General features: G+C 61.6%; 28 protein-coding genes, 1 tRNA gene and 1 pseudogene. 16 read left to right on the top strand and 14 right to left on the bottom strand.

Going from position 1 to position 26543, the window contains the following annotated elements; all coding sequences use genetic code 11:
* The first annotated feature begins 239 nt into the window (after window positions 1-239).
* From AC0V7N_RS21835 to AC0V7N_RS21785, 11 genes and pseudogenes are all read left to right on the top strand, one after another.
* On the top strand, window positions 240-1082 hold the full coding sequence (locus AC0V7N_RS21835; RefSeq protein ID WP_475450449.1) for a transporter substrate-binding domain-containing protein: 843 nt from the start codon (window positions 240-242) through the stop codon (window positions 1080-1082).
* A 171-nt stretch (window positions 1083-1253) separates the two neighbouring features.
* Window positions 1254-1967, top strand: a complete 714-nt coding sequence (locus AC0V7N_RS21830) for an ABC transporter permease (RefSeq protein ID WP_475450448.1) — start codon at window positions 1254-1256, stop codon at window positions 1965-1967.
* A pseudogene (locus tag AC0V7N_RS21825) lies at window positions 1967-2685 on the top strand (ABC transporter permease). Before AC0V7N_RS21830 ends, AC0V7N_RS21825 begins: the two are co-directional and overlap by 1 nt.
* Window positions 2682-3464, top strand: coding sequence for an ABC transporter ATP-binding protein (locus AC0V7N_RS21820; RefSeq protein WP_475450447.1), 783 nt, complete (start codon window positions 2682-2684; stop codon window positions 3462-3464). The pseudogene AC0V7N_RS21825 and the gene AC0V7N_RS21820 overlap by 4 nt, the downstream one beginning before the upstream one ends.
* A gap of 58 nt (window positions 3465-3522) precedes the next feature.
* Entirely contained in the window at window positions 3523-4695 is a 1173-nt protein-coding gene (locus AC0V7N_RS21815; RefSeq protein WP_475450446.1) for an NAD(P)/FAD-dependent oxidoreductase, read from the top strand.
* Window positions 4696-4983: 288 nt separating this feature from the next.
* Window positions 4984-5868, top strand: coding sequence for a cytochrome c oxidase subunit II (locus tag AC0V7N_RS21810; protein ID WP_475450445.1), 885 nt, complete (start codon window positions 4984-4986; stop codon window positions 5866-5868).
* Window positions 5869-5889: 21 nt separating this feature from the next.
* The gene (gene ctaD / locus AC0V7N_RS21805) at window positions 5890-7659 is read left to right on the top strand and encodes a cytochrome c oxidase subunit I (RefSeq protein WP_475450444.1); all 1770 of its coding nucleotides are present in this window, start codon (window positions 5890-5892) and stop codon (window positions 7657-7659) included.
* Window positions 7656-8360: a cytochrome c oxidase subunit 3 gene (locus AC0V7N_RS21800; protein ID WP_475450443.1), complete on the top strand. Its 705-nt coding sequence runs from the start codon at window positions 7656-7658 to the stop codon at window positions 8358-8360. Before ctaD ends, AC0V7N_RS21800 begins: the two co-directional genes overlap by 4 nt.
* Before the next feature lie 9 nt (window positions 8361-8369).
* Window positions 8370-9089 carry a heme-copper oxidase subunit III family protein gene (locus AC0V7N_RS21795; RefSeq protein ID WP_475450442.1) on the top strand — a complete coding sequence of 240 codons (720 nt, stop codon included), beginning with the start codon at window positions 8370-8372 and terminating at the stop codon, window positions 9087-9089.
* Between the two features lie 9 nt (window positions 9090-9098).
* A complete protein-coding gene (locus AC0V7N_RS21790; RefSeq protein ID WP_095199925.1) occupies window positions 9099-9491 on the top strand; it encodes a cytochrome C oxidase subunit IV family protein in 393 nt (130 codons plus the stop codon).
* Window positions 9492-9671: 180 nt separating this feature from the next.
* Window positions 9672-10145 (top strand): aminoacyl-tRNA deacylase, encoded by a 474-nt coding sequence (locus AC0V7N_RS21785; protein ID WP_475450441.1) that lies wholly within the window; start codon window positions 9672-9674, stop codon window positions 10143-10145.
* Between the two features lie 56 nt (window positions 10146-10201).
* On the opposite strand, the gene AC0V7N_RS21780 is transcribed toward AC0V7N_RS21785, so the two are convergent.
* The 5 genes from AC0V7N_RS21780 to tig all read right to left on the bottom strand — a co-directional run bounded on the left by AC0V7N_RS21780 (window position 10202) and on the right by tig (window position 15272).
* Window positions 10202-11020: a DUF2189 domain-containing protein gene (locus tag AC0V7N_RS21780; protein WP_475450440.1), complete on the bottom strand. Its 819-nt coding sequence runs from the start codon at window positions 11018-11020 to the stop codon at window positions 10202-10204.
* 453 nt (window positions 11021-11473) lie between these two features.
* The gene (locus tag AC0V7N_RS21775) at window positions 11474-12412 is read right to left on the bottom strand and encodes a heme o synthase (RefSeq protein ID WP_475450439.1); all 939 of its coding nucleotides are present in this window, start codon (window positions 12410-12412) and stop codon (window positions 11474-11476) included.
* 159 nt (window positions 12413-12571) lie between these two features.
* On the bottom strand, window positions 12572-12952 hold the full coding sequence (locus AC0V7N_RS21770; protein ID WP_475450438.1) for a c-type cytochrome: 381 nt from the start codon (window positions 12950-12952) through the stop codon (window positions 12572-12574).
* Between the two features lie 152 nt (window positions 12953-13104).
* Complete coding sequence (locus AC0V7N_RS21765; RefSeq protein ID WP_475450437.1) at window positions 13105-13629, bottom strand: hypothetical protein; 525 nt, start codon at window positions 13627-13629, stop codon at window positions 13105-13107.
* Window positions 13630-13793: 164 nt separating this feature from the next.
* On the bottom strand, window positions 13794-15272 hold the full coding sequence (gene tig / locus AC0V7N_RS21760; RefSeq protein WP_475450436.1) for a trigger factor: 1479 nt from the start codon (window positions 15270-15272) through the stop codon (window positions 13794-13796).
* 395 nt (window positions 15273-15667) lie between these two features.
* Between tig and AC0V7N_RS21755 the strand changes: the two genes are divergently transcribed.
* Window positions 15668-15750: transfer RNA gene (locus AC0V7N_RS21755), tRNA-Leu, on the top strand.
* Between the two features lie 70 nt (window positions 15751-15820).
* On the opposite strand, the gene AC0V7N_RS21750 is transcribed toward AC0V7N_RS21755, so the two are convergent.
* The 3 genes from AC0V7N_RS21750 to AC0V7N_RS21740 form a co-directional block, all read right to left on the bottom strand.
* Complete coding sequence (locus AC0V7N_RS21750; protein WP_475450435.1) at window positions 15821-16231, bottom strand: RidA family protein; 411 nt, start codon at window positions 16229-16231, stop codon at window positions 15821-15823.
* 166 nt (window positions 16232-16397) lie between these two features.
* Window positions 16398-16982 (bottom strand): GDYXXLXY domain-containing protein, encoded by a 585-nt coding sequence (locus AC0V7N_RS21745; RefSeq protein ID WP_475450434.1) that lies wholly within the window; start codon window positions 16980-16982, stop codon window positions 16398-16400.
* On the bottom strand, window positions 16979-18097 hold the full coding sequence (locus AC0V7N_RS21740) for a DUF2157 domain-containing protein (protein WP_496627239.1): 1119 nt from the start codon (window positions 18095-18097) through the stop codon (window positions 16979-16981). The genes AC0V7N_RS21745 and AC0V7N_RS21740 overlap by 4 nt, the downstream gene beginning before the upstream one ends.
* 236 nt (window positions 18098-18333) lie before the next feature.
* Between AC0V7N_RS21740 and AC0V7N_RS21735 the strand changes: the two genes are divergently transcribed.
* Both AC0V7N_RS21735 and AC0V7N_RS21730 read left to right on the top strand, forming a co-directional pair.
* Window positions 18334-18474: a DUF1127 domain-containing protein gene (locus AC0V7N_RS21735; protein WP_013531315.1), complete on the top strand. Its 141-nt coding sequence runs from the start codon at window positions 18334-18336 to the stop codon at window positions 18472-18474.
* A gap of 49 nt (window positions 18475-18523) precedes the next feature.
* Window positions 18524-18664, top strand: coding sequence for a DUF1127 domain-containing protein (locus AC0V7N_RS21730; protein WP_013895120.1), 141 nt, complete (start codon window positions 18524-18526; stop codon window positions 18662-18664).
* Between the two features lie 49 nt (window positions 18665-18713).
* Here AC0V7N_RS21730 and AC0V7N_RS21725 read toward each other — a convergent pair whose 3' ends face one another.
* Window positions 18714-18899 carry a hypothetical protein gene (locus AC0V7N_RS21725; protein ID WP_496627238.1) on the bottom strand — a complete coding sequence of 62 codons (186 nt, stop codon included), beginning with the start codon at window positions 18897-18899 and terminating at the stop codon, window positions 18714-18716.
* 340 nt (window positions 18900-19239) lie between these two features.
* Between AC0V7N_RS21725 and trmFO the strand changes: the two genes are divergently transcribed.
* A complete protein-coding gene (gene trmFO / locus AC0V7N_RS21720; protein WP_475450433.1) occupies window positions 19240-20655 on the top strand; it encodes a methylenetetrahydrofolate--tRNA-(uracil(54)-C(5))-methyltransferase (FADH(2)-oxidizing) TrmFO in 1416 nt (471 codons plus the stop codon).
* Window positions 20656-20659: 4 nt separating this feature from the next.
* Window positions 20660-21205 carry a hypothetical protein gene (locus AC0V7N_RS21715; RefSeq protein ID WP_496627237.1) on the top strand — a complete coding sequence of 182 codons (546 nt, stop codon included), beginning with the start codon at window positions 20660-20662 and terminating at the stop codon, window positions 21203-21205.
* Window positions 21206-21208: 3 nt separating this feature from the next.
* Here the strand turns inward: AC0V7N_RS21715 and AC0V7N_RS21710 are convergent, their stop codons facing one another.
* The 5 genes from AC0V7N_RS21710 to secDF form a co-directional block, all read right to left on the bottom strand.
* Window positions 21209-22159, bottom strand: a complete 951-nt coding sequence (locus AC0V7N_RS21710; protein WP_496627236.1) for a sterol desaturase family protein — start codon at window positions 22157-22159, stop codon at window positions 21209-21211.
* Window positions 22159-22593, bottom strand: coding sequence for a hypothetical protein (locus AC0V7N_RS21705; protein ID WP_475450431.1), 435 nt, complete (start codon window positions 22591-22593; stop codon window positions 22159-22161). Before AC0V7N_RS21705 ends, AC0V7N_RS21710 begins: the two co-directional genes overlap by 1 nt.
* Window positions 22594-22677: 84 nt before the next feature.
* The gene (locus AC0V7N_RS21700; RefSeq protein ID WP_475460438.1) at window positions 22678-23529 is read right to left on the bottom strand and encodes a phytoene/squalene synthase family protein; all 852 of its coding nucleotides are present in this window, start codon (window positions 23527-23529) and stop codon (window positions 22678-22680) included.
* 1 nt (window position 23530) lies between these two features.
* Complete coding sequence (locus AC0V7N_RS21695; protein WP_475450430.1) at window positions 23531-23923, bottom strand: Mth938-like domain-containing protein; 393 nt, start codon at window positions 23921-23923, stop codon at window positions 23531-23533.
* A gap of 28 nt (window positions 23924-23951) precedes the next feature.
* Complete coding sequence (secDF, locus tag AC0V7N_RS21690; protein ID WP_475450429.1) at window positions 23952-26501, bottom strand: protein translocase subunit SecDF; 2550 nt, start codon at window positions 26499-26501, stop codon at window positions 23952-23954.
* Window positions 26502-26543 lie beyond the last annotated feature (42 nt).

The following is a 26543-nucleotide window of genomic DNA, read 5'->3' as shown; positions in this document are numbered from 1 at the left end:
CAGCGATCTCCAGCTCGACTGAGGCAAAATCTATAGGAAAAAGCTATATTCCGCGCAACATTTCATATTGGAATGCGTCGGAAGTTTCCTTTCTAGTCGAACGAATAACCCGCTCCAGTCAATTCTGGATAGGCATTCGCCGAAAGCGGGAAGATCGATACCTCATCTGAGGATATCGGTTTTTCCTATCATCGGCGGTGAGGCTTCGGGCGTTTCAAAAACAAGAGTGGGAGCTTCGCATGATCAGAAATATCATCCTGGCGGCAGCGTTATCGCTGGCTGGCCTTTATCCCTGTGGTGAGGTCCTGGCGCAGGACGCGCTCCACATCCGCATCGCAACCGAAGGCGCCTATGCGCCATGGAATTATACGCTGCCGGACGGCACGCTTGCCGGCTATGAGATCGATCTCGCCAAGGAATTATGCAAGCGCATGAAGGCGCAATGCGAGATCGTCGCGCAGAATTGGGACGGGATGCTGCCGGCGCTGAACGCCGGAAAATTCGATGCGATCATCGCCTCCATGGGCGTTACGCCCGAGCGGGCGGAAGTGGCCGCGTTTTCGGACCCCTACTCCACCGCGCCCAACGCTTTCCTGGCGCTGAAGGGCAGCGGTTTGGCTAAGGCCCTCCCCTGGCATGACAAATTCGATCTCCGCGACAAAGCGGCGGGATCAAAGGACATTGTCGAAAAGCTCGACGCGGCGCTCAACGGAAAAATCCTCGGCATCCAGGGATCGACGACCGCCGGTAAATTTGTCGACGAGTATCTGAAGGACGCGGTCACGGTCAGATCCTACAAGACGCAGGACGAAGCCAATCTCGATCTTCTGGCGGGTCGCATAGATCTCACAATGGCCAACATCACGGTTCTCGCCGAGGCGCTGAAACGGCCTGACATGGCTGAGGCGGAACTCGTGGGACCGACCTTTCTCCTGGCCAGCGGAACAAGCGTGGCCCTTCGCAAGAGCGACACCGCGCTGAAGGACAAGTTCAACGCCGCGATCCACGAGGTCAACGCCGACGGCTTCAACAAGGCGCTGACGGAAAAATGGTTCGGCGTCGATATCTCCGTGAAGAATTGAAACGAACGAGCGCGAGCGTTTGGCGTCTTTCCCCGATTGTCGCCTCTTGACGCGATGAGCGGCCCGGCGCGCTGGGTCGCCTTCGCATTCCCCATGCCGCTCGTTTCAGGGATGCCAGCCTCCAATGAACCCCTCCCCACGCGGCTGCGCCCTGCGCGACGAGATACTACGATGACGGCTTCCGATTTCGTTCTGGGATTTGGCGAAGCCGGCTGGGGGCCGGCACTGCTTCAAGCCGCGATGATGACCCTCGCCGTGGCCCTGACCGGCTATGCCTTCGGCCTCTTGGTGGGCAGCCTCGGCGCGTGGGCAAAGATCAAGGGCGGCGTTCTTCCGCGATTGATCGCCGATGCCTACACCACCGTGCTTCGCGGCGTACCGGACATTCTCGTCATCTATCTCTTCTACTTCGGCTCAAGCGCGGTCCTGACACCGCTGGCCGGTCTGTTCGGCATTTCGGGTTTCGTCAGCCTGCCCGGCTTCATGGCCGGAGCACTGGCGATCGGGCTGGTGTCCGGTGCCTATCAGGCAGAAGTCATGCGCGGCGCCTATCGCGCGGTCTCGCCTGGAGAAATCGAAGCGGCGATCGCCGCCGGCATGTCCCGTATGACGATGTTTCGCCGGATCATCGCACCGCTGGTGCTGCGGCATGCGCTGCCTGGCCTCGGCAATGTCTGGCAACTCGTGCTCAAGGAATCGGCCTTGGTCTCGGTCACCGGGCTCGTGGAAATCCTGCGCCAGGCGCAGATCGGCGCCGGATCGACCGGCCAGCCCTTCACATTCTTCTTCGCCGCCGCCGTCCTGTATCTGGCCATTTCGTCGTTCTCGACATGGCTTCTGCGGTGGACCGAGGGACGGCTCGCACTTGGCACAAGGCGGGCCTGATGGATATTCCATTCCTTTACGAGACACTGCTGAAGCTTCTGACCGGGATACCGCTGACATTGCAGCTCGCGGTATCCTCCGTGGCGCTGGGTGCCGTTCTGGCCGTCATGCTCGCTTTGGCGCGGTTGTCAGGTCTGCGGCTCCTGGCTTGGCCCGCGTCATTCTACGTCTTCATCTTCCGCTCCACACCGCTGCTCGTACAGATTTTTCTGATCTATCATGGTCTTGGCCAGTTCCATGCCGTGCGGGCCAGTTTTCTGTGGCCTCTCCTGCGCGAACCCTATTGGTGCGCGCTCATCGCCTTGACCTTGAACACCGCCGCCTATTCCAGTGAAATCATTCGCGGTGCCTTGCTGTCGGTTCCATCAGGCCAGATCGAGGCTGCACGGGCCTGCGGCATGTCGAGCTTCACGCTCCACCGCCGCATCGTCTTCCCGCTTGCCTTGCGCCATGCCTTGCCGGGATACGGCAACGAATTCATCCTGATGATAAAATCGACGGCGCTGGCCTCCATCATCACCTTGATGGAGGTGACCGGCATCGCGGCCCAGCTCATTTCCGATCCTTCCGCGCCATCGAAATCCTGATCGTCGCGGCCGCGATCTATCTCTTCCTCAATTTTACCGTCACGCGCCTCGTTCAGTGGGCCGAATACGTACTGAGCGCCGATCTGAGGCCGCCTCCGGCTGCGGCACCTGGGCAAGGAGAAACCCAATGACCGACCAGCTCAAGCCGGCCGTGCGCCTGACGGACCTGCGCAAGAGTTTCGGTGCCTTCGAGGTGCTCAAGGGCATCTCGCTCGAAGCGATGGAAGGTCATGTCGTCTCCATCCTCGGCTCCTCCGGCTCCGGCAAATCGACCATGCTGCGCTGCATCAACATGCTGGAAACGCCCGATAGCGGGCAGATCGAGGTCGGCGGAGAGACCATCGGGCTGAAGCAGGTCGGCGGCAGGACGCGGCCGGCCGACAGGCGCCAGCTGCAACGCATGCGCGCGAGCATCGGCATGGTGTTTCAAAGCTTTAATCTCTGGTCTCATATGACGATCCTGGAAAACCTGATCGAGGCCCCGATCCATGTTCAGAAGCGTCCCCGCGCCGATTGTGTGGAGGAGGCTGAGGCGCTTCTGGAAAAGGTCGGCATTGCCGAGAAGCGCAATCATTATCCCGCCCATCTCTCCGGCGGTCAGCAGCAGCGGGCGGCCATCGCCCGTGCGCTGGCCCAGCAGCCGAAGGTCATGCTTTTCGATCAGCCGACCTCCGCGCTCGACCCCGAGCTTGTCGGCGAGGTCCTGCGTGTCATGCGCGCGCTTGCCGCGGAAGGCAGGACGATGCTGGTCGTTACCCATGAAATGGGCTTCGCCCGGGACGTCTCCAGCAAGGTCGTGTTCCTGCACAAGGGCGCGGTCGAGGCGGAAGGCTCTCCGCACGACATGTTCGCTGCCGGCCGGTCCGAATGCTTCCGGCAATTCCTGTCCGGGGGCAACGGCTTGAAGTGAGCCGACCTTTCCACGCATGCGATACACACGACAAAATATCTGAGAAGGAACTGACAGCATGACTACACCGGCCACCGCGTCTGAAATCGTGATCGTCGGAGGCGGCATCTACGGTACGAGCCTTGCCTACGAACTGGCGCAGGCCGGCAGGACCGTTACGCTGCTCGAGACCGACGACATCGCGGCCGGCGCATCGGGCGGTTCCGGAGAACGGGGCGTGCGTGCAAACAGCCGCGACTTGCGCGAACTGCCGATGGCGACTGTCGGCTTTCCGCTCTGGGCGAGATATCAGGAACAATTCGAAGGCGGCGTTGGCTACCGCCGTATCGGCGGCCTTCATCTCTTCAATATCCCCCATGGCGGCCATGAACATGAAGTGCGCGGCAACATGGAAGCCATGGCAATGGCACAGAATGCGCTTGGCGTTCCCTCTCAGCTTCTCAACCGTCACGAAACGCTGGAGCGCGAGCCGGAATTGTCGGGGGATCTGATCGGTTCGGTCTACTGCCCGAATGACGGTGTGTGCGATCACACCTTCGCCACGCAGGCCTTCGCCAAACAGGCAAGCAAGGCCGGAGCGAACCTGCGCACTGGCACGCGCGTCACCGAAATCCTCCACACCAAAGGAAGGGCGACGGGGGTCAGGCTGGCGAGCGGCGAAGTTGTGCCGGTTGGCGATAAGCTCGTTCTCCTGGCCAACAACGGCGTCCTGCCGTTGCTGAAACCGGTTCTCCAGCCGCAAGAAATCATGCCCGTCACCACTTTGATGCCGCAGATGATGTTCGTCACCAATCCGCACGGCAAAAAGATCAATCATCTTCTCGGCCATGCCCACCGCACGCTGTCCGTGAAGCAGATCCAGGATGGAACGTTGATGCTTTCAGGCGGCCAGAGCGTCGCCTATACGCCGGAGGGCCGTTGGAAAGGGTCGCTCAGTGCGACAGCTCTCGGCCTGACAGATGCCATCGCGACCTTGCCCTTCATCGACGAGTCCGCCTTCCTGAAGGTCGATGCGTCCCGCGTCGAGAGCTGTGCGGTCGACGGCATCCCGATTGTCGATACATCAGCTGCCTTGCAAAACACCATCTATGGATTTGCCTGGACCGGCCATGGCTTCGCCATCGCCCTTGGCTTCGCCAAATACCTGACCGACTGGATTGTCGGCGGTGAAAAGCCGCAGGCCCTCAAGGTCTTCTCGGGAAAACGGTTTCAGGGGCCGCATCCCGGCTAGGGCGCCGCTTCCAATTGCCTCTATCGATCGCCACCTTGTTCGAGAGTGTCGAAATACACCTCGAAGATTCATCTGGCCGATGCGCTGGAGCAGCGTATCTCGTCGATCACCTCAAAAGGCGAGCAGCACCTGCTTCTCGATCGGGAGGCGATCCCGTCCGGCCGGCGATAGCAACGTTTTGCACATCAAATAGTCGGCTCTGGAATTTCAACCGGAAAGCGAGCATGATGCGGCCTGGTATTTCGCAGGCCCGCTTGGCGCGCCGCGAAATATCCGGAGGAACGGGACATGGCCATTGCGCTTGTACTCGTTTTGATCGTTGTGGGCTCGGTGCTGTTCCACTTCCTGAGCCCATGGTGGTGGACGCCGATTGCCTCGAACTGGGACTATATCGACAACACCATCATCATCACGTTCTGGATCACCGGCGCCGTCTTCGCCGCCGTCGTGCTTTTCATGGCCTATTGCGTGTTCCGCTTCCGACACAAGGAAGGCAACCGCGCCGCTTATGAACCGGAGAACAAGCGGTTGGAATCGTGGCTGACGATCGTCACCGCGGTCGGCGTAACCTCCTTGCTGGTTCCTGGCCTGTTCGTCTGGAGCCGCTTCGTCAACGTTCCGAGCGACGCCACCGAGATCGAGGTCATCGGCCAGCAATGGCAATGGAGCTTCCGCTTGCCCGGCAAGGACGGCAAGCTTGGCACGTCGGACACCCGCGACGTATCAGCTGAAAATCCGCTCGGCGTCATCCCCACCGATCCCAACGGCCAGGACGACGTCGTGGTCGAAGCGGCGGACCTGCATCTGCCGGTCGGCAAGCCGGTCAAGGTGTTGCTGCGCTCGATCGACGTGCTGCACGATTTCTACATACCGGAATTCCGCGCCAAGATGGACATGATCCCGGGCTCGGTCACCTATTTCTGGTTCACCCCGACCAGGACCGGAAGCTTCCAGGTCCTGTGCGCCGAACTGTGTGGCCAGGGCCATCCCCTGATGCACGGCATGGTCATGGTCGACACCGAACAGGACTACCTGGCCTGGCTCGGCCAGCAGCAGACTTTCGCGCAACTGTCGGCGCCCCAGAAAACAGGCTCGGCAGACCAGACGCCGGGTAGGACGATGGCGTCGGGTTTGAAGGTTGCAGCACAGCTCGAAACGGTCGGGTCTCGCTGAAAAGAACACGGAGGTGTTCCTATGGTCGACATCACCCCTGCAGATGGCATCCCGCCGGCCGAAGTCGCGGAAGTGGAACTCTACCATCCGCACAGCTGGTGGACGAAATACGTCTTCTCGCAGGACGCCAAGGTCATCGCCATCCAGTATTCGGCGACGGCAACGTCGATCGGCCTCGTGGCGCTGGTGCTGTCCTGGCTGATGCGGCTGCAGCTCGGCTTTCCTGGAACGTTCGACTTCATCACCCCGGAGGCCTACTACCAGTTCATCACCATGCACGGCATGATCATGGTGATCTACCTGCTCACCGCGCTCTTCCTCGGCGGCTTCGGCAACTATCTCATCCCGCTGATGGTCGGCGCGCGCGACATGGTCTTTCCCTATGTCAACATGCTGAGCTACTGGATCTACCTGCTCGCCGTCCTGGTTCTGGTGTCGAGCTTCTTCGCGCCGGGCGGACCGACAGGTGCCGGCTGGACGCTTTACCCGCCGCAAGCCATCATGAGCGGCACACCAGGCGGCCAGGACTGGGGCATCATCCTGATGCTCTCCTCGCTGATCCTGTTCATCATCGGCTTCACCATGGGCGGCCTGAACTATGTCGTGACGGTGCTGCAGGGCCGCACGCGCGGCATGACAATGATGCGCCTGCCACTGACGGTCTGGGGCATCTTCACCGCGACCGTCATGGCGCTGCTCGCCTTTCCGGCACTGTTCGTCGCCTGCGTGATGATGCTGCTTGACCGCACGCTCGGCACCTCCTTCTTCATGCCGGCGATCTCCGAGATGGGCGAGCAGCTGCCGCACAATGGCGGCAGCCCGATCCTGTTCCAGCATCTGTTCTGGTTCTTCGGCCATCCCGAAGTCTACATCGTGGCGCTGCCGGCCTTCGGCATCGTATCCGACCTGATCAGCACCCATGCGCGCAAGAACATCTTCGGCTACCGGATGATGGTCTGGGCCATCGTCGGCATTGGCGCACTGAGCTTCGTGGTCTGGGCGCACCACATGTATGTCAGCGGCATGAACCCCTATTTCGGCTTCTTCTTCGCCACCACGACATTGATCATCGCCGTTCCGACCGCCATCAAGGTATACAATTGGGTGCTGACCTTATGGCGCGGCGACATCCATCTCACCATACCGATGCTGTTCGCGCTGGCCTTCATCGTCACCTTCGTCAATGGCGGGCTGACCGGGTTGTTTCTCGGCAACGTTGTCGTCGATGTTCCGCTGTCCGACACAATGTTCGTCGTCGCCCATTTCCATATGGTCATGGGTGTCGCCCCGATCACCGTGGTGTTCGGCGCGATATACCACTGGTACCCGAAGGTCACCGGCCGCATGCTCGACGAGACGCTGGGCCGGTTCCATTTCTGGGTCACGTTCCTCGGCGCCTACCTGATTTTCTTCCCCATGCACTATCTCGGCCTGATGGGCGTGCCGCGGCGTTATGCCGAACTGACCGACATGACCATCATGACGGAGTCAGCCCATCACCTGAACTCGTTCATCAGCATCATGGCCTTCATCGTCGGCTTCGCCCAGATGGTCTTCCTGTTCAATCTGATCTGGAGCATCCGCCATGGTCGCGAGGCCGGCGGCAACCCGTGGCGGGCCACGACGCTGGAATGGCAGACGCCGCAAACACCGCCGGCGCATGGCAATTTCGGCAAGGACCTGCCGATCGTCTACCGCTGGGCCTACGACTACAGCGTGCCGGGTGCCAAGGAGGACTTCATCCCGCAGAACGTGCCGGGCGCCTTCGCCCCCTCCAGGGAGCCGGCATGAGTGTCATTCTGGTCTTCTTGCTCGTGATCGCCGGCATTGCCGGCTGGTGGCTTTCGCACCAGCGGCTGACGGCCAAGCCATGGCTGGAGCAAGGCGTGGCCGGGGATCTCGTCGGCTTCGACCGGTCGGCTCTACCCACCGCCAAGATCGGCCTCGGCGTTTTCCTCGCCGTCGTTGGCTGTCTGTTTTCGCTCTTCACCAGCGCTTATTTCATGCGGATGGCGGTGTCGGACTGGCAGCCGCTGCCGCTGCCGCGCCTGCTCTGGCTGAACACAGGCGTGCTGGTGCTGAGCAGCGTCGCGTTGCAATGCGCCGTGTTCGCCGCGCGCAAAGGCCAGATCGATAACGTCCGGCTCGGCCTTGCCACGGCCGGGCTGACGGCGCTCGCCTTCCTCGTCGGACAGCTCGTGGCGTGGCGGCAGCTGACCGAAGACGGCTACCTGCTGAGCGCCAATCCAGCCAACAGCTTTTTCTACCTGATCACCGGGATGCATGGCCTGCACATACTGGGCGGTCTGATCGGTCTCGGCAGGACCACCGCCGGCGCCTGGAGCGGAGTGCGGCCGCAGCGGCTGCGCCTCAGCGTCGAGCTCTGCGCCATCTACTGGCATTTCCTGCTCTTCGTCTGGCTGGCCATCTTCGCCCTTTTGGCCGGCTGGGCCGCGACGTTTATCGATATTTGCCGGCAACTGCTGACCTAGGAGATAGGGATGGCTGAGACAGTGACGCACACCGGCCAAATGAGGCCAAGACCAGTTGGCTGGCATGGCATTGCCGCCGACTGGGCCTCCGACCAGCGCGCGTTCAAGAACGTGTCTTGGGGCAAGGCCATGATGTGGATTTTCCTGCTCAGCGACACGTTCATCTTCGGCTGCTTCCTGCTCTCCTATATGACCGCGCGCATCTCCACGCGCGTGCCGTGGCCAAATCCGAGCGAGGTCTTCGCGCTGCGCATCGGCGGCCAGGAAATCCCCCTGATCCTGATCGCCATCATGACCTTCGTGCTGATCTCGAGCAGCGGAACCATGGCGATGGCGGTGAATTTCGGCTATCGCCGCGACCGCCGCAAAACCGCGATCCTGATGCTTCTGACGGCTGCGTTGGGCGCGACCTTCGTCGGCATGCAGGCCTTCGAATGGACCAAGCTGATCACCGAAGGGGTACGGCCCTGGGGCAATCCCTGGGGCGCGGCGCAGTTCGGTTCGTGCTTCTTCATGATCACCGGCTTCCACGGCACGCATGTGACGATCGGTGTGATCTTCCTGATCATCGTGGCGCGCAAGGTCTGGCGCGGAGATTATGACACCGGGCGGCCCGGCTTCTTCACCAGTCGCAAGGGCCGTTACGAGAACGTCGAGATCATGGGGCTCTATTGGCATTTCGTCGATCTGGTCTGGGTGTTCATCTTCGCTTTCTTCTATCTTTGGTGAGAGGCAGATATGGCTGAAGCAACCGCAAACGGCCTCGGGCAACACGCACTTCACGCACATGATGCGCCGGTGGCGGCCGCCCATGCCGAAGTTCACCAGGAACACCCGATCAAGCTCTACCTGGTGGTCTGGGCGTGGCTGTTCATCCTCAGCACCTGCTCCTATCTGGTCGATTATTTCGGCCTGCACGGCTATCTCAGATGGTCGCTGATCCTAATCTTCATGATCCTCAAGGCTGGGCTGATTGTCGCTGTCTTCATGCATATGGCCTGGGAGCGGCTGGCGCTCGCCTATGCGATCATCCTGCCGCCGATACTGGTGCTGGTGTTCGTGGCGATGATGCTCTTTGAGGCCGATTACACGCTTTTGACCCGGATGACGTTTTTCGGCGCTGGCCCCTGACCTGCACTCCGGGTTCAGCCGGCGCCATCCGCGGCCGGAAATCGCCCGCGCCGCTTGCCAGTCGGCGGCCTTGAAACAAGCGGCCGCTGGTGCATTTCTCCTGGTACCGGAAACAACAGGAGGAACGAATTGCCCTCGTTTCCGCATGCGTCGCGAACTCAAGCAAGAGGGACGCCAAAAATGACCATCGCAAACAGACTTAGGGAATTTATCGACGGCAAGGGAATTTCCTACGACACCGTCCCGCACCATCGCACATCCACCAGCAGGCAGTCGGCAATAGCCGCGCATGTGCCCGGCAGCATCATGGCCAAGTCAGTGGTCGTCCACCACGAACTTGGCTATGCGCTGGCCGTGGTCCCAAGCACGCACAGGATCGAGCTCGGCAGGTTGCAGGACGTCATGGACAGACGCCTCGGCCTCGCCTCCGAAGATGAGGTGGTTTCCCTCTTCGGCGATTGCGACATCGGCGCCGTCCCGCCGATCGGTGCGGCCTACGATGTGCCGGTGATCCTCGATGAAAGCCTCGGCGACGCCGCCGACATCTATTTCGAGGGCGGCGACCACAGGACGCTGGTGCATGTAAGCGGCAAGGACTTCCGCAACCTGACCAGCGATGCACGCCAGGCCCGCTTCAGCCACGCTGCCTACTGAACCTGATCCTGTCGCGCCGGCGCGCCCTCGCCGACGCGACAAAGGCTGGAACGTCCTCAGTTCACCGGTCTGGCGGAGGCCGGCGGCTCCACGACCTTGCGGTAGACATGCCAGGTGGCGTGACCGAGGATCGGCAGCACGACCGCCAGTCCCACAAACACCGGCACAGAGCCGATGATCAGCGCGACAGCGACGATCAATCCCCAGACAGCCATGGTGATCGGATTCGCCATCACCGCCCGAACCGAGGTGTGGATAGCCTCGTAGGCGCCCACATCGCGGTCGAGCAGCAGCGGGAAAGCAACGACCGTCGTGCACAACACCACGACGGCGAAGACGAAGCCGATGGCGTGCCCGATGATGATCAGCGTCCAGCCGCGCCCGGTGGCGAATATCTGATTGATGAAGCCGGATATCGATTCCGGCGGCGCCGGGCCAAACAGATATTGGTAGAACATCTGCGCAGTCAGGAGCCACGCGATGAAGATCGCAAACAGCATGATCCCGACAGCCGCGATCGCCGGCAAAGCCGGGGAGTTCCTGACCTCGAAAGCGTGCCGCCAGGACGTATCGAGCCCGGCCTCCCGCCTGCGGCTGATCTCATAGAGGCCGATCGCCGCGAACGGGCCGATCAGCGCAAAGCCGGACACCAGCGGAAACAGCAAGGGCAGCGCATTGGCGCCCGATGTCCAGGCGGCGAGCACGACGCCGACGAGCGGGTAGATCAGGCAGAGAAAGACGATATGCGAGGGCTTGACCATGAAATCGTCGACGCCGCGCCTGAGTGCGTCGAGGAGATCGGAAACACCGATCTTTCGAATTCTCGTATGCTCCAGCGTCTCGCTGGCACCTGCAATCACGTGAAAGCTCGCCATAACCGTTCCTCCAGATCAGGTCCGGCAAGGTCGGGGGTTCACGGTGCCACCGATGGGCATGGCTGGCCACGCAAACGCGACCTGCACTGTCCTTAACATACTCTCTTGTGCGGGACTTGTCGCCTTGTTGGTGGGGAGTTAGTGGCGGCGGGGCGGGACGCTGGCCCCGGAAGTCTTTCTTCGATATTCTCATACGGTGCCGCCCGCCCCTTTTTGGCGCGCCCGGGACGCTGCAGGCACTTTGATTGGCGCATGATCTCCCGGCGGAGGTCAGCGAAGCGAAAATCGATCCCGGTTTTCGCAGCCATGCGCCAGATCGAAGGTGAAGGTCATGGACGCAAGGACGGTTCTCATACTTGGCCTCGGCATAGTCATTCTGCTGCTGCTGGGATTTTGTGCGCTGCCATCGTGACGGATCAGCGTTCGGTCTTCAGCATGGCACTTACCAACCGTTCAAGCGCCGGCTGAAACCAGCGCGCGCATGATGACGGTGTCGGCAAGCAGCGCGGCGAAGATCGCGAAAAGATAGATGATCGAGTAGGCAAACAGCGCCTTGGCGGGCTTCAGCTCCTTTTCGGCAGCGGCCAGGACCTTCCAGGCGTGCCAGATAAAACCCGCGCCCAATACGGCCGAGACAATTCCGTAGTAACCGCTGGCGAATCCGAAGGCCCAAGGCAGCACGCCGGCCGGCGCCAGAAGCAGCGCATAGGCAAGGATCTGCTTCTTCGTCGAAGCCGGGCCGGCCACATTCGGCATCATTGGAATGCCGGCGGCGTCGTAGTCGCCGACCTTGAACAGCGCCAGCGCCCAGAAATGCGGTGGCGTCCACAGGAAGATGATCAGGAACAGGACAAGGCTTTCGACGCCGACGGCGCCGGTGGCCGCCGCCCAGCCGATGACTGGAGGAAGAGCGCCGGCAGCACCGCCAATGACGATGTTCTGCGGCGTCGAGCGTTTCAGCCACATCGTGTATATGACGACGTAGAAGAAGATGGTGAAGGCCAGCAGCGATGCGGCGAGCCATCCAACCAACAAGCCGAGCGTCATGACCGAAAGACCGGCAAGCACCAGGCCGAAGCCGAGCGCCTCGCCTGGCATGACACGGCCGGACGGAACCGGCCGCTTTGACGTACGTGACATCAGCGCGTCGATGTCCGCGTCATACCACATGTTGAGAGCCCCGGCCGCCCCTGCCCCGATCGCAATCGCACCGATAGCGATCACGGCGATGATCGGATTCATCACAACGGGAGCCACCATCAGGCCGACGAAAGCGGTGAAGATGGAGAGCGCCATGACGCGCGGCTTCAGCAGCGCGAAGAAATCGGCGGCCATCGCTTCCGAGAGACGGACGCCGGTGGTGTCCCCGAGGCGGCTTTCCTTAGTCGACATTGCAGGCGACCACCGATGGAAGCAGGCAAGCTGGGCCATGATCCCGAACTGAACGCCCACGTGGGCGAAAACTGAAGCCTGTTTTTGCTTACGCTGTCCCTTTGATTCCAATGAGATCACGTTAAAACAAGGCGTTAGACGAATGGCGGAGGAGCCAGGTCACTTGGAGAACGTTTTCAGATAGGCAATGACGTTGGCCACGTCTGCATCGTTCTTGAGGCCGGGAAACGTCATCTTGGTGCCTTTGACCATGGCTTTGGGATCGTGAAGGTAGGTCGTCAGCGTTGGCTCGTCCCATTTGATGCCGGATTTGCCTGCCGCAATCATGGCATCGGAATATTTAAAATCCGGATGCGTACCGGCCGTGCGGCCGATGACGCCATGCAGCGATGGACCGATCTTGTTCTTGTCCTCGTTTGCAATGTGGCAGACTTGGCATTTGGTGAAGACCTTCTCACCAGCCGCGGCATCCTGTGCCCGCGACGGATGCGCGATAAAGATCATAACGGACACCGCAGCGAAAAACGCTATAGCGCGCATGGCATTTCCTCCCTGATCGCCATTTATGCCTCGAACGATCGCGCCTGGGAAGAATATCTCTCCCCGGTGGAATTGCAGTACTTACATACCATAGAATCCAGGCGGCGGGTAGAAAAAGCCAAGCATTGCGAAGGTTTAGAACCTCGGCGCGCTCATGGCGGAGCGGTCCGGCAGGTCCCGGCGATCTGCTCGACCGCCTGTTCGAGCCCAGCAAGGTCGAAATCCGCCTGGCCGCGGCCCGACAACAATCCGAACCGCCAGGAAAGCGACAGCCGGCTTGCAGGAACGAGGCGCTTGATGCCGTCGGCGCCGTCGCGCATCAGCATGCGGCCGCGCGATCCGACCGACCAACTCTCGTCGAACTTGCCGCCGCCGTCGACGGTGACCGACATGGTGATCTTGCGGCTGGCCGAAACCCCATCATTCAATTGCAGCCATTCGGTCCAGCGCGGTTCGCCGTCTGCCCGGCAGGCAATGGTCAGCACCGGGCTGTAGCTCAGGGCGCCGCCACCGGTGATCAGTTTGTTGGTGCCATGAAGCGAAGCGGTGACAAAGCCACCGTCGTCCGTGCCGAAGCGCCAGTCGCCGGCAAGCGCGTCGGCTTGGGCAAGATCACAGGCGAAGGCCAGAACCAGCGCCAGGGCGACGGTACGCCCCGTTTCGAAGAATAGGCTCAACGCCCCCTCCAGGAACCACACGGTTTGCAGCAACAGCGCAGATAGTGATTAGCGCTTGGTATAACCAAGGGCCGCCTCCCGCGAAGCGAATCGGCTGTTGCAGTTTCGCAACGAAAAAGGCCGCCCCGAGGGCGGCCTTCGTCGATTTCATCAAACGCGAGAACTTATTCGGCGTCCTTGGCGGCCTTCTTCTTCGGCGCGGCCTTCTTCTTCGGCTCTTCCGCCTCGTCCTCGTTCGCCTTGGCTTCAGCCTTCTTGGCCGCGGCCTTCTTCGCCGGCTTGGCCTTGGCCGTGGTTTCCGCGTCCTCGTCGTCGGCCATCAGCTCTTCCTTGCTGACCTTGACGTCGGTGACCGAGATCTGGCCGAGCAGATGATCGACGACCTTCTCCTCGAACATCGGCGCGCGCAGCGCATTCAGCGCCTCGGGATTGTTGCGGTAGAACTCGAAGGCTTCCTGCTGCTGGTTGGCCGGGAAGCGGCGAACCTGCTCGAACAGGCCGCGCTGCAATTCCTCGTCCGATACGGTGACACCGGCCTTCTCGCCGATCTCGGCCAGCACCAGGCCGAGGCGCACGCGGCGTTCGGCAAGACGCAGATATTCGGCGCGGGCTTCTTCTTCGGTCGTCTCTTCATCGGCGAAGGTACGGCCGGCCGCTTCCAGATCGCGGTTGACCTGGGCCCAGATGTTGTTGAACTCGGCCTCAATGAGCTTCGACGGCGCCTCGAACGAATAGGCCGCGTCGAGCTGATCGAGCAGCTGGCGCTTGACCTTCTGGCGCGTCATCGAGCCGAACTGGTTCTCGATCTGGCCGCGCACGATCTCACGCAGGCGCTCCAGCGATTCCAGGCCAAGGTTCTTGGCGGTCTCGTCGTTGATTTCCAGTTCGCCCGGCTTCGACACTTCCTTGACGGTGACGTCGAAGGTGGCTTCCTTGCCGGCCAGATGTGCCGCCTGGTAGTTTTCCGGGAAGGTCACGGTGACCTGCTTTTCGTCGCCCGCCTTGGCGCCGACCAACTGGTCTTCGAAGCCTGGAATGAACTCCTTGGAGCCCAACACCAGCGGCTGGTCGGTGCCGGCGCCGCCGGCAAAGGCCTCGCCGTCGATCTTGCCGACATAGTCGATGCTGACGCGGTCGCCTTCAGCGGCCTTGCCGGTCTTCGGCTCGTAGCTGCGTGCCGATTCGGCAACGCGCTTGACCTGGTCGTCGATCTCGGTATCCGGCACGTCGAACACCTGACGCGTCACCTTGATGTCGGAGAAATCCTTGATCTCGATCGCAGGAATGATCTCGTAATTGAGGCGGAACTCGAAGTCGGTGCCGCCGGCCAGGATCTTCTCGGCTTCCTTCTCGTCCTCGGTCATGATGACTTCGGGCTGCATGGCGGCTTTTTCGCCGCGGCCGGTGATGATCGAACGGGTCGAATCGTTGAGGATCTCGTTGACCACTTCGGCCATGAACGACTTGCCGTAGACCTTGCGCAGGTGCTGCACCGGCACCTTGCCCGGCCGGAAGCCGTTGATGCGAACCTTGTTGCGGGCGTCCGACAGCCGCGCCATCAGCTTGGCTTCCATGTCACCCGCCGGCACGGTGATCTTGATCTCGCGCTTGAGACCGGAGTTGAGCGTTTCGGTGACCTGCATCGTAAAACCTTTGTTTTCACCAATGAGACTGCCACGGCCTCTGCCGTTTACAGCCTGCCGGTATAATCTTGCCGGGAATGGCTTTTGGTACGGAACCTGGCGATTTGACCGAAATTACGGCTCAAACTCTCCCAAACTGCGTTCCAAAATGTGAATAAGTTCTTGTTTTTCCTACTTCTTATCACATTCTGTAGAAGCGGATCGTCGCGTCCCGTCACATTTGACACGCCTTTTGTCACAGGCGAGGCTAATTTTCAACAGTCTTCGCGTTTAGGCGAATAACCAACATTTTGGCCCTGACCCGACATTCCGGCCCTCACCGGCATTTTGGACCTGACCCAACATCTTGAACCCGACATTGACAGAATGATGGCTACATGGGATTGCCGGACCACGCGGGTATGGCGGAACTGGTAGACGCACCAGATTTAGGTTCTGGCGAGAGATCGTGGGGGTTCGAGTCCCTCTACCCGCACCACCCTTCGCTCTTCGAGCTTCGGGTGGCAGGCCACCCGAAGCTCGCTAGATGTAAAGCGTGTCCTCCGACGCTAGCTTCTGATGGCCTCGTCAATGACCGCTATCGCGTCGACTTCTATGAGGTAGCCCGGGGACATTATCGCTACCCCGACCACCACGTTTGCTGGTTTGTGATCTCCAAACAGCGAAATCTGCGCTTCTTCGATGATCGGAACATGCTCATCGCGCCTATAATCGACAATGTAGATTGTGATCTTGCAGACGTGCTCAGGCCGCGCACCTCCCGCACGGAGCGCTCGGCCGAGATTGCCGAATGCCAGGCGCGCTTGCGTCGCAAAATCACCATGCCCAACGAGCTTGCCGTGAATGTCTTCGGGCTGCTGACCTGAGACGAATACCAGCTTGGATCCCGTCGCGACGACAACCTGCGTGTACATCTCTGGAACTGGCAGATCAGCGGGGTTGATGAGTTCGAGCGACACTGAACAATCTCCTACTTCGTTCGACTGAAATCGACATTGATGATCACCGCGTCGCTGGCACACAAGGCGATAGCGGCGCTGCGCGTGGCAATCAGCGGCATGGCCCCGCGCGAAATCTTTCGGGGCGACGCGCTAGCGCCAGCGCGCCCGATTATGAGTGTGCAGCCTAGTACAGCGGCTCCTCGAACAGCGTCTTGTCGCCGTCGACCAGTGCCTTGATCTGCGCGGTGCCGTCGCTGGCAAGCGCCAGCCTTATCCCGAATGGGCGCACCCGCATGTCGTTCTGGATCGCCATCCCCTCGCCTTCCGGCAGATAGAAGCGCTCGATGCCGTAGTCGGGCGCGATCGTCGTGCCCTCGCTGTGCAGGTCCCAACCCGCGGCGACATGGCCTGATATGTCGGCTTCATCGGCGGCGGCCGGCGTCGGCGCCTTGCCGAACCAGGCGGTGGTCGGCGTCCAAAAGCCGTCGGCGCCCTTCTTCAGCCGGACCACGATCGAGGTGTCGTCACTGGAAAGTTTATCGGCGGGAATATTGGCGATCATCTTCACCGGTATGCGCGAAATGTCGTAGCCGAGGATGATATAGTCGCCGCGCAGCAGGTCGCGCGGATCGACGGGTTCGATCTTCAGCAGCACTTCCTTGCCGTTGCGCAGAATCGCCGCCCTGCCGGCGATGATCCAGCTCAGGAAACCGATCTGGACAAGCGCCAGCACCAGCGCCGAGATAACAAGCCGCTTTCCGGTCATCATGCCGTGACTCCCCCGGTGACTGGGCCCTTCATGCGTTTTTCGACCCGGATGATGACGATCGCCAGGATCCCGAGCAGCACCGCGGCGGCAAGGAAGAAGCCGGCCGTATCGAGCATCGATTGCAGGGTCACGACATAGATCATGGCGAGTTCGAAGGCGAAGCCGAGATAGGCAAGCCAGCGCAGGCCTCGGCTCTCCCTTCCTGCCAGCACGATAGCGGCGACGATGCCGGCGAGCGCGACGACCGAGGCAATGGTGAAACCGCTGTTGTAGGTGCTTTCGTCGGCCAGTTCGAACTGGATGATGGCGAGGCCGGTGAGAAAGCCGAGCAGCGCGTGCAGCGGCAAGCGGCCGCCAAGCTGCACGAGCCGGTCAACCGGCTCCGGCGCGAAGACGGCAGCCGCGAAAAGCACGACAGAGACAATGACCAGGGGGATCGCCACCGGCAGCGTCGCGTGGTTCCCGGCCAACAGCACAAGATAGAAGAGCAGCGACAGGATGATCAGGTGCCGCGCCGGCTGGCTGCGGGTCCAGAACGAGATGGCAAACAGCACGACCGCCATGACGACGAAGGCATGCGGAAAGTCGCTGCGGCTGTAATAATCGAAACCTTTGAGGAACAGCCATGCATCGGCGATACCGACCGAAGCGACGGTCAGCGGGTTCGACCGCAGCGCGACCGCCGCCAGCGCCGTACCGGCGCCCCAGGTGATCAGGGCGGACGCCTCGTCGCCGGACAGATGATACATCTGGCCGATCAGCGCGATCGAGCCGCCGAAGGCAGCAGCCGCCACGATCCATAGAGCTTCGCCGATCGCTGCATGGTCGCGCGTCTTCAGCACCGCGCCGCCGACATAGCCGCCAAGGATGATGGCAAACAGCGCTGCCACCCGCGCCAGCCGCGGGATGGCGTCCCAGTTGGCGGCGACGAAGATCAGGATGGCCGCGCCAAACAGCAGCGCCGCCATCATAGCCAGGATCGAACCGAAGCTCAGTGATTTGCGCGCATTGGCTTCGACGTCACGCGTCAGGGAATCGGCTGTCGCGGCGTCGATCAGGCCTGCCTGAAGCCATCGCGCAATATCGGACCTGACTCGTGTCGAATACCCCGTCATGTCCTGCCTCCCCCGCTAGGTCGTTTTTTCAGCCGAACCAGCCAAACCGTTGACGTCACGGCACTTTCTGATTCTGGCTTCTTTGTGTCAGGTCCGTGAAGGCGCGTTAATGTTGCATTGCACAATTTGCATTGCTGCCATGCAGCCATAGCGCTTTTAAATCGATATGACCCCGCCTATTTATGGTTCGTACACAAACGGAATGATCCGCAAGAAAAGACGAAACGAGAACTACCATGAACCTGATCCGCAACTACCGCAACTGGCGCCGGTACAGGGACACCGTGTCCGAGCTGAGCCGCCTGAGCAACCGTGAACTGACCGACCTCGGCATCAGCCGCAGCGACATTCCTTACGTCGCTCGCAAGGCGGTCTAATCCTTCGGACCGCGAATGGTCCGAACAAGTTTCTGAAGAGAGAACGACAATGAACCTGATCCGCAACTATCGTAACTGGCGCGTTTATCGCGAGACGGTTACCGAGCTGGGTCGCCTTTCGAACCGCCAGCTGCATGATCTCGGTATCGTCCGCGACGAAATCAAGATTGTCGCCCGCCGGGCGATCTAACAACGGAATTTCGCTGGGGTCGACCTCCTCCCCGACCTCCAGCGAACGGTCAGCCCTTATCCTCCTCCCGAGGGTTGACCACCAAAACGGCGCCCGCCGCACCTCCTCCCGCGGCGGGCGCTGTTTCCCCGGAGCAAAATCCATTTTTGCTCCAAAGGGTTTCGCCCCTTTTCAAAAACGCGAAAGAGATTTCGTCAAAGCCGACCTCCTCCCCGGCGATGACGAATAGGCCCAACCTTCACCTCCTCCCGAGGGTTGGCCAACCAAACGGCGCCCGCCGCACCTCCTCCCGCGGCGGGCGTTGTTTCCCCGGAGCAAAATTCATTTTGCTCCAAAGGGTTTCGCCCCTTTTCAAAACGCGAAAGAGATTTCGTCAAAGCCGACCTCCTCCCCGGCGATGACGAATACGGTCGATCTTCACCTCCTCCCGAGGATCGACCCCCAAAACGACACCCGCCGGACCTCCTCCCCCGGCGGGTGTTGTTGTATTCAGCGCCTGGTTTCGCCCTCTGCGCTTCGCCCCGAACCAAGCGGGACAATTGCAATCGCGGCGGCAAGCGATTATTCCGGCGCTCATGAGCAAAAACCCTATCCATATCATCGGCGGCGGTCTCGCCGGGTCAGAAGCCGCATGGCAGGCGGCGCAAGCCGGCGTTCCCGTGGTGCTGCATGAAATGCGCCCGGTTCGCGGCACGGACGCCCACAAGACCGACGGCCTGGCCGAGCTCGTCTGTTCGAACTCGTTCCGCTCCGACGATGCCGAAAACAACGCGGTCGGCCTGCTGCATGCCGAGATGCGGTTGGCCGGTTCCTTGATCATGAGCGCCGGCGACGCCAACCAGGTGCCGGCCGGCGGCGCGCTCGCCGTCGACCGCGACGGTTTCTCCGAGGCCGTCACGAAAAAGCTCGAAGCGCACCCGCTGATCACCATCCAACGCGAGGAAGTGCCCGGCCTGCCGCCGGCCGACTGGGACCAGGCGATCATCGCCACAGGACCACTGACCGCGCCTTCGCTTGCCCAGTCGATCGCCGAGACGACCGGCGCCGATGCGCTTGCCTTCTTCGACGCCATCGCCCCGATCATCCATTTCGACACGATCGACATGGACATTTGCTGGTTCCAGTCGCGCTACGACAAGGTCGGACCCGGCGGCACCGGCAAGGACTACATCAACTGTCCGATGGACAAGGACCAGTACCTTGCCTTCGTGCAGGCATTGGTCGAGGGCCAGAAGACCGAGTTCAAGCAATGGGAAGGCACGCCCTATTTCGACGGCTGCCTGCCGATCGAGATCATGGCCGAACGCGGCGTCGAGACACTGCGCTACGGGCCGATGAAGCCGATGGGCCTGACCAATGCGCACAATCCGACGGTGAAAGCCTATGCCGTCGTCCAGCTGCGTCAGGACAATGCGCTGGGCACGCTCTACAACATGGTCGGCTTCCAGACCAAGCTGAAGCATGCCGAGCAGGTCCGTGTGTTCCGCACCATTCCAGGCCTGGAAAACGCCGACTTCGCCCGCCTCGGCGGACTGCACCGCAACACCTACATCAATTCGCCGACCTTGCTCGACGCTTCGCTGCAGCTGAAGTCGCGCCCCGGCCTGCGCTTTGCCGGCCAGATCACCGGTTGCGAAGGCTATGTCGAAAGCGCTGCGATCGGCCTGCTCGCCGGCCGCTTCGCCGCCGCCGAACGGCTCGGCCATGCGCCGTCCCTGCCGCCGCTCACCACCGCCTTCGGCGCCCTGCTCAACCACATCACCGGCGGCCACATCGTCTCCGACGACGAGCCGGGAAAGCGCTCGTTCCAGCCGATGAATGTCAATTTCGGCCTGTTCCCGCCAGTGGAAGCGGTGAAGATCGAAGGCAAGCGTCTGCGCGGCAAGGACAAGACGGTCGCAAAACGGCACGCCGTCACATCGCGCGCGCTGGGCGATTGCCGCGAGTGGCTCGGGTTGCCGGCACCGACGGCGCAAGCCGCCGCGGAATAGCAGCATGCCTGGATCCGAATTCCGCACGATCCCTCAGCTTCTGCCCCCGGGCTGGCGGGAGAGTGAGGAACCGTTCGCTGGCGACTACGAGATCTTCTGGAGCATCTACGTCAGGTGCAACAACAAGCGCAAGTTGCGCGAAGTCCATATACCGGCGCTTGAAGCGCTCATCGGCCAGCCCCATGGAGGCAAGGGCTGGGTGCTCGAAAACGAAGACTACAACGAGGACCGCGATCGAAGCCTGCAAAGGATCGTTGCCGTGCAGCGCCTTGGGCGCCCTTACAACGACCGATTCCTCGTTGATTTCCTGAAGACGCTCTATTCGCTGTCGCCGTCCTGGACTATCCAAGCCCGCCTCGATCCGTCACATCCTCACGGCGTGTACGTCAACGCGCGATTTGCACGAGAGACAGCCCCGGAGGCACCGGCGGTTGTCGATGCAATGGTCGAGTTGGAGGGCAGTTTCAGGGACGGCACGGGTGGCGAATCCGGACGTTACCTCGGGACGGGTCAACGTATCGGTGATAATTCTGCAGCCGACGGATCGTGATGGCTACTCTGCCGGCTCAGCACCCGCCATCGGCAATCCCGGCTTGCCCGCCTCACCCGGATTTCGCCTGACATAGGCCGCCTTCAAACTCTCCGAAGTGTCACGCGAACCGTCGTGGCTCCAGCCGGGCGGCTTGATCAGGTAATTCAGGCGATCGCTGAGCGTCAGCCCCGGCGCGAAGGCATCCCTGAACATGCCGATCCACTCGTGAAACGCCACTTTCAGCGGGTTGAAGGTGCCGAGATTCTTGACGATGCCATAGCGCGGCCGGTCCTCCTCCAACTCCTCGACGAAGGTGCCGAACATGCGGTCCCAGATGATCAGCGTGCCGGCATAGTTGGCGTCGAGATAGCGCGGATTGGTGGCGTGGTGGACGCGGTGATGCGAGGGCGTGTTGAAGACGAACTCGAACCAGCCCCACATCTTGCCGATGGTCTCGGTGTGGATCCAGAACTGCCAGACGAGGTTGAAGCCGAAGGTGAAGGCAATCACCGCCGGATGGAAGCCGAGCAGCACCAGCGGCGCCTGCAGCACGAACATAAAGGTGAACAGCCCGGTCCAGCTTTGCCGCAGCGCCGTCGACAGATTGTAGTGCTGGCTGGAGTGATGGTTGACGTGCTCGGCCCACACCCAGCGCACCCTGTGCGCGATGCGGTGATAGACATAGTAGCGCAGGTCATCGAGCAGGAAGGCCGCCAGGAACACCCAGACCAACAGGCCGAGATTGAAGACGCGGAACTGCCACAGCCATAGCAGCGCCCAGTAGGACACAACGCCAAGCAGCAGCCCGGCGACGACATTGCCGGTGCCCATCATCAGGCTGGTCAAGGTATCGCGCGTCTCGAACGAGCCCTTGGCGCGGCCTGTGCGCACCAGCCAGAGTTCGATCAGGATGGCGGCGACAAAGAACGGAATGGCCAGTTGGGTGACCTGCGGAAAATCATAACTGTCCATCACGCGGCCTCCCTGGCGGAATTTGAATGGTTCGACCCGAGAGCATGCAGCAAAGCCTGGGCATCAGCGGCACTGGCGAAGCGGAAGCGGCCGCCTTTCCAGGTGAAGTCGGTCAGCCGTACCCGAATCGTGTTGGCCTCGTCAGCGCTGGACACTTTTGTGTTGGCAGCCGTAACGATGCGGGTCAAAAAGCAGTCGCCGATGCTGTGAACGATGCCGATGCGCCCTCGTCCGAGGTCCAGAAATGCCGTCTTGGCGTCTGCCGTCAGGCGGACTGTCACAGCCATCTCGTCAGGGTAATCCTCGGCGAAACGGCTCAGAGCCTGATCTGTGTCGGCCAGCGTCGCCGTCTTGCTGCCGCCGGTGAAATGCACGGCAGCGACAGACAGCGCTATGCCAAGGGCGACGATCGCGACCAGTAAAGGCAAGCTCATGGACAGGTATCTCCTCCGAGCCGGCCTGTCGTCTTTGGCGTCAGTTCCGGGCTCGGCGAATCTTTAACACGATTGACGTTTACGTCAAAGTGCAGGCCAGCCCTTGCTCGCGCGACGCACCAGCAGCCAATGCCGGCGCAAGGCCGACAGCCGCGCCACGCCGTCGAGCGGTGAATGGCGCGAGCCTTCCATCTTGTCGAGATAGGCACGCGACAGGGCCAGCGGCAGGAATGCCGGACGCAATGACACCGGCAGCCCAGCTGCGCCCCGCTCGAAAGCGGAAAGGTGTTCGCGCGCCAGCGCGATCATCGCCGCCACCGCGCGCTGCGCGCCGGGCCCGCCATCGCCGGCAACAAACTCTTCCGGCGACGATCCCGCCGCCGCCAGAATGTCAGCCGGGACAAAACACTGCCCGCGCTTGCGGTGCAGCGGCAACAGAAGCAGCAGGCCGGTCATCGCTTGCGCACAGCCCGCCTTGCCCGCCAGTTCGGCAAAGCGAGGCGCCTCGACGGGATCGAGCACCATCGCCGCAAGCTGGATCAGCGCAGCGGCCGTCTCGCCGCAATAGCCTTCGAGATCCGTGCGCGACGGCATCGGATCGTCGTAGAGATCGAAGATGCGCGCTTCGAGCATGTTGTCGAACGCCAGCTTTGGCAGGCGATGAGCGGAAATTGTCGCCTTCAGCGCATCAGCGACGGGATGGCCAATGCCTGCGCCATCATTGTCGGCGGCGATGAGGTCACGCCACCATTGCAGCCGTACTTCGCCGGGCAACGGCTCGTGGATGCGGTCGCGGATGCCCGCGATTTCGGCATTGAAGGCATAAAGCGAAAACAGCGCATCACGCCTGTCGGCCGGCGCGTAGAGCGCCGTGAGATAGCGGTCGTGGTCGGCGGCGCGCACCGCGTCCATGACGATTTTGGCATTCTGCGACATATCAATCGACGGCGATGAGCGCGGCAGCCACGGCGCGGTCTTCCGCCAGAAGGACATTGTAGGTCCGCACCGCCGCACCCGTCGACATCGGGTCGGAAGCAATGCCTGCCTCTTTCAGCGCCGCCCGCAGCGCCGCCGGCAATGGCCTCAAATCCCTGCCCATACCGACCAGCAGAATCTCGACCTTGTCGGCCTCGGCCAGCAGCCTGTCAAAATCCGCCACCGTCAACGCCAGGGGATTTGCCGGTTCCCAGCCATGGATGCCTGTGGGCAGGCATAGCAGCGAGCCGCGATGCGACATGTCGGCAAAGCGGAACCCGCCATTGCCGTAGGCCTCTATCGGCGCGCGGCCGGGGAAATGCGCCTCGCGGATGACGATGCCTTTGCCGGTCACCACTCTATCAACCCTTCGGGGCCGCGCGTCAGGTCGCGACCGCCTTGCCGCCGCTGACCGGCTTCTCCTCATCGGCCGAAGCCTGCGGCCGCAGCTTGAACAGGATCAGCAGCGGTGCGGCGATGAAGATCGACGAATAGGTGCCGAACACGACGCCGAACAGCATCGCCATGGTGAAGGAGCGGATAACTTCGCCACCGAACAGCACCAGCGCCAACAACGCCAGGATCGTCGTCACCGAGGTGAGCGTCGTTCGCGACAGCGTCTCGTTGATGGCGTTGTTCAATAGCTGCGGCAGCGGCATTCGCTTGTATTTTCGCAGATCCTCGCGGACGCGGTCATAGACCACGATCGTATCGTTCAGCGAATAGCCGATAATGGTCAGGATCGCCGCCAGCGATGACTGGTTGAATTCAAGCCCGGTGATGACGAAGAAGCCGAGCGTCATGACCACATCGTGCACCGTCGCCACGATGGCGCCGACCGCGAACTGCCACTCGAAACGGAACCAGACATAGACCAGGATACCAATCAGCGCGACGAGCATGGCAATCGTGCCTTGCTTGGCCAGTTCGCCGGAAACCGTCGGTCCCACCACTTCGACGCGGCGGAAATCATACTGGTCCTGCAACTCGCCGCGCACCTTGTCGATGACCGTCTGCTCGGCATTCTCGCCGCCATCCTGCGTGCCGACGCGGATCAGCACGTCGTTCGGCGCGCCGAACTGCTGCACCTGCACCTCGCCGATGTTGAGCTCCATCAATCGGCTGCGGATATCGCCGATATTGGCATCGCCGCTCTTGGCCTTCACCTCGATCATCGAGCCGCCCTTGAAGTCGATGCCGTAATTGATGTCGACCGTCATGAACAGCACCACGGACAGCACCGACAGGAAGCTCGACAGCGCGAACGTCCAGCGGCGAATGCCCATGAAGGGGATCTTGGTACCTGGAGGGATGAAGGTCACCGGCGCCTTCGGCAACTCCTTCGGGCGAGCCCGACGCAGCCAGATCGACACCAGCAGGCGCGTGAAGGTGAAAGCAGTGAAGACCGTGGTCAGGATGCCGATCGCGTAGGTGATGGCAAAGCCCTTCACCGGGCCGGTGCCGAGATAGAACAGCACCATGGTGGCGATCAGCGAGGTGACGTTGGAATCGACGATCGTCGCCAGCGCCTTGGTAAAGCCGGTGTCGATCGCCTGGATCACCGAGCGGCCGGCACGTCGTTCCTCGCGGATACGCTCGTAGATCAGCACGTTGGAATCGACCGCCATGCCGATGGTCAGCACGATACCGGCAATACCAGGCAAGGTCAGCGTCGCCCCAAGCAGCGACAACAGTCCGACAATCATCGCCACGTGCACCGCCAGCGCGATGTTGGCGAGGAAACCGAGGAAGCCATAGGCTACGAACATGAAGGCAACAACGAGGATCGAACCGATGATGCCGGCGACCTTGCCGGCATGGATCGAATCTTGGCCAAGGCCCGGACCGACAGTGCGCTCTTCGATGACCGTCAATGTCGCCGGCAGCGCACCGGCACGCAAAAGCACGGCGAGATCGTTGGCGCTCTGGGCGGTGAAGTTGCCGGAGATCTGGCCGGTACCGCCGAGGATCGGTTCACGGATCTGCGGCGCTGAGATCACCTGGTTGTCGAGGATGATGGCGAACAGCTTGCCGACATTCTGCGCGGTCGCCTGGCCGAAGCGTGCGGCGCCCTTCGAATCGAAACGGAATGAAACCACCGGCTCGTTGTTCTGCGAATTGTACGTCGCCTGCGCGTCGACCAGGTTTTCGCCTGAAACGATGACGCGGTTTTCAATCAGATACGGAACCGGCGGATCGTCCTGGGAATAAAGCACCGACGAGCCGGCGGGCGGGCGCCCCTTGAGCGCGTCCTGCACCGGCATCGACTGGTCGACCATCTGGAAGGTCAGCTTCGCGGTCTGGCCGAGGATTTCCTTCAGCCGCTGTGGGTCCTGCAGGCCGGGCACCTGGACAAGGATGCGGTCGTCGCCTTGCCGCTGCACGATAGGCTCGGTCGTGCCGAGCTCGTTGACGCGGCGCCCGACCACCTCGATCGACTGCGCCAATGCGGTCGATGTGCGGTATTTGATGCCGGCGTCGGTGACGGTGAACTTGAGCAGGCCCGGTTCGGAATCGTCCAGCGACATTTCCTGGATGGAGCCGCCGGAGAACAGGCCTGCGGCAACAGGATCGGTCAAACTCTTCAACGTCTTCTTTGCGGCATCGAGTTGAGTGGGATCCGTGATGCGGACCTGCAACGTCCGGCCGATGCCGGCAAGACCGGTATAGCCGATCTTGGCGTCACGCAGCAGTGTGCGGATTTCGTCGCGCGTCGTCTCCAGCCGATCCTTGATCAGATCGTTCTGGTTCATCTCGAGCAGGATGTGCGAACCGCCCTGCAAATCGAGGCCGAGCGTCATCTGCCGTTTCGGCACCCAGCTCGGCAGCTGAGCCAGCGTGCTGGTGGGGAACAGGTTGGGCGCGGCGAGGATCACTGTGATGGCCACGGCCACCCAGATCAGGATCATCTTGAAGCGCGAAAAATACAGCATATGGCGTCGTCCGTCAGAGCGTGTCCGCGGATCGCTCCGCCT

The organism is Mesorhizobium kamtschaticum, from assembly GCF_056174585.1.
The sequence above is the reverse complement of the archived record's forward strand: the minus strand, read 5'-3'. Positions and strand labels throughout refer to the sequence as shown.

Excerpts from the sequence above, each read along its gene's own strand:
- AC0V7N_RS21740 (WP_496627239.1), bottom strand. The coding sequence starts at position 18,097 with ATGACGGGGTATTCGACACGAGTCAGGTCCGATATTGCGCGATGGCTT.
- AC0V7N_RS21775 (WP_475450439.1), bottom strand. The coding sequence starts at position 12,412 with ATGTCGACTAAGGAAAGCCGCCTCGGGGACACCACCGGCGTCCGTCTC.
- AC0V7N_RS21785 (WP_475450441.1), top strand. The coding sequence starts at position 9,672 with ATGACCATCGCAAACAGACTTAGGGAATTTATCGACGGCAAGGGAATT.
- AC0V7N_RS21730 (WP_013895120.1), top strand. The coding sequence starts at position 18,524 with ATGAACCTGATCCGCAACTATCGTAACTGGCGCGTTTATCGCGAGACG.
- AC0V7N_RS21835 (WP_475450449.1), top strand. The coding sequence starts at position 240 with ATGATCAGAAATATCATCCTGGCGGCAGCGTTATCGCTGGCTGGCCTT.
- AC0V7N_RS21700 (WP_475460438.1), bottom strand. The coding sequence starts at position 23,529 with ATGTCGCAGAATGCCAAAATCGTCATGGACGCGGTGCGCGCCGCCGAC.
- AC0V7N_RS21715 (WP_496627237.1), top strand. The coding sequence starts at position 20,660 with ATGCCTGGATCCGAATTCCGCACGATCCCTCAGCTTCTGCCCCCGGGC.
- AC0V7N_RS21800 (WP_475450443.1), top strand. The coding sequence starts at position 7,656 with ATGAGTGTCATTCTGGTCTTCTTGCTCGTGATCGCCGGCATTGCCGGC.
- AC0V7N_RS21830 (WP_475450448.1), top strand. The coding sequence starts at position 1,254 with ATGACGGCTTCCGATTTCGTTCTGGGATTTGGCGAAGCCGGCTGGGGG.
- AC0V7N_RS21710 (WP_496627236.1), bottom strand. The coding sequence starts at position 22,159 with ATGGACAGTTATGATTTTCCGCAGGTCACCCAACTGGCCATTCCGTTC.
- AC0V7N_RS21705 (WP_475450431.1), bottom strand. The coding sequence starts at position 22,593 with ATGAGCTTGCCTTTACTGGTCGCGATCGTCGCCCTTGGCATAGCGCTG.
- AC0V7N_RS21780 (WP_475450440.1), bottom strand. The coding sequence starts at position 11,020 with ATGGCGAGCTTTCACGTGATTGCAGGTGCCAGCGAGACGCTGGAGCAT.
- AC0V7N_RS21790 (WP_095199925.1), top strand. The coding sequence starts at position 9,099 with ATGGCTGAAGCAACCGCAAACGGCCTCGGGCAACACGCACTTCACGCA.
- secDF (WP_475450429.1), bottom strand. The coding sequence starts at position 26,501 with ATGCTGTATTTTTCGCGCTTCAAGATGATCCTGATCTGGGTGGCCGTG.
- AC0V7N_RS21735 (WP_013531315.1), top strand. The coding sequence starts at position 18,334 with ATGAACCTGATCCGCAACTACCGCAACTGGCGCCGGTACAGGGACACC.
- AC0V7N_RS21810 (WP_475450445.1), top strand. The coding sequence starts at position 4,984 with ATGGCCATTGCGCTTGTACTCGTTTTGATCGTTGTGGGCTCGGTGCTG.
- ctaD (WP_475450444.1), top strand. The coding sequence starts at position 5,890 with ATGGTCGACATCACCCCTGCAGATGGCATCCCGCCGGCCGAAGTCGCG.
- tig (WP_475450436.1), bottom strand. The coding sequence starts at position 15,272 with ATGCAGGTCACCGAAACGCTCAACTCCGGTCTCAAGCGCGAGATCAAG.
- trmFO (WP_475450433.1), top strand. The coding sequence starts at position 19,240 with ATGAGCAAAAACCCTATCCATATCATCGGCGGCGGTCTCGCCGGGTCA.
- AC0V7N_RS21795 (WP_475450442.1), top strand. The coding sequence starts at position 8,370 with ATGGCTGAGACAGTGACGCACACCGGCCAAATGAGGCCAAGACCAGTT.
- AC0V7N_RS21770 (WP_475450438.1), bottom strand. The coding sequence starts at position 12,952 with ATGCGCGCTATAGCGTTTTTCGCTGCGGTGTCCGTTATGATCTTTATC.
- AC0V7N_RS21745 (WP_475450434.1), bottom strand. The coding sequence starts at position 16,982 with ATGATGACCGGAAAGCGGCTTGTTATCTCGGCGCTGGTGCTGGCGCTT.
- AC0V7N_RS21815 (WP_475450446.1), top strand. The coding sequence starts at position 3,523 with ATGACTACACCGGCCACCGCGTCTGAAATCGTGATCGTCGGAGGCGGC.
- AC0V7N_RS21820 (WP_475450447.1), top strand. The coding sequence starts at position 2,682 with ATGACCGACCAGCTCAAGCCGGCCGTGCGCCTGACGGACCTGCGCAAG.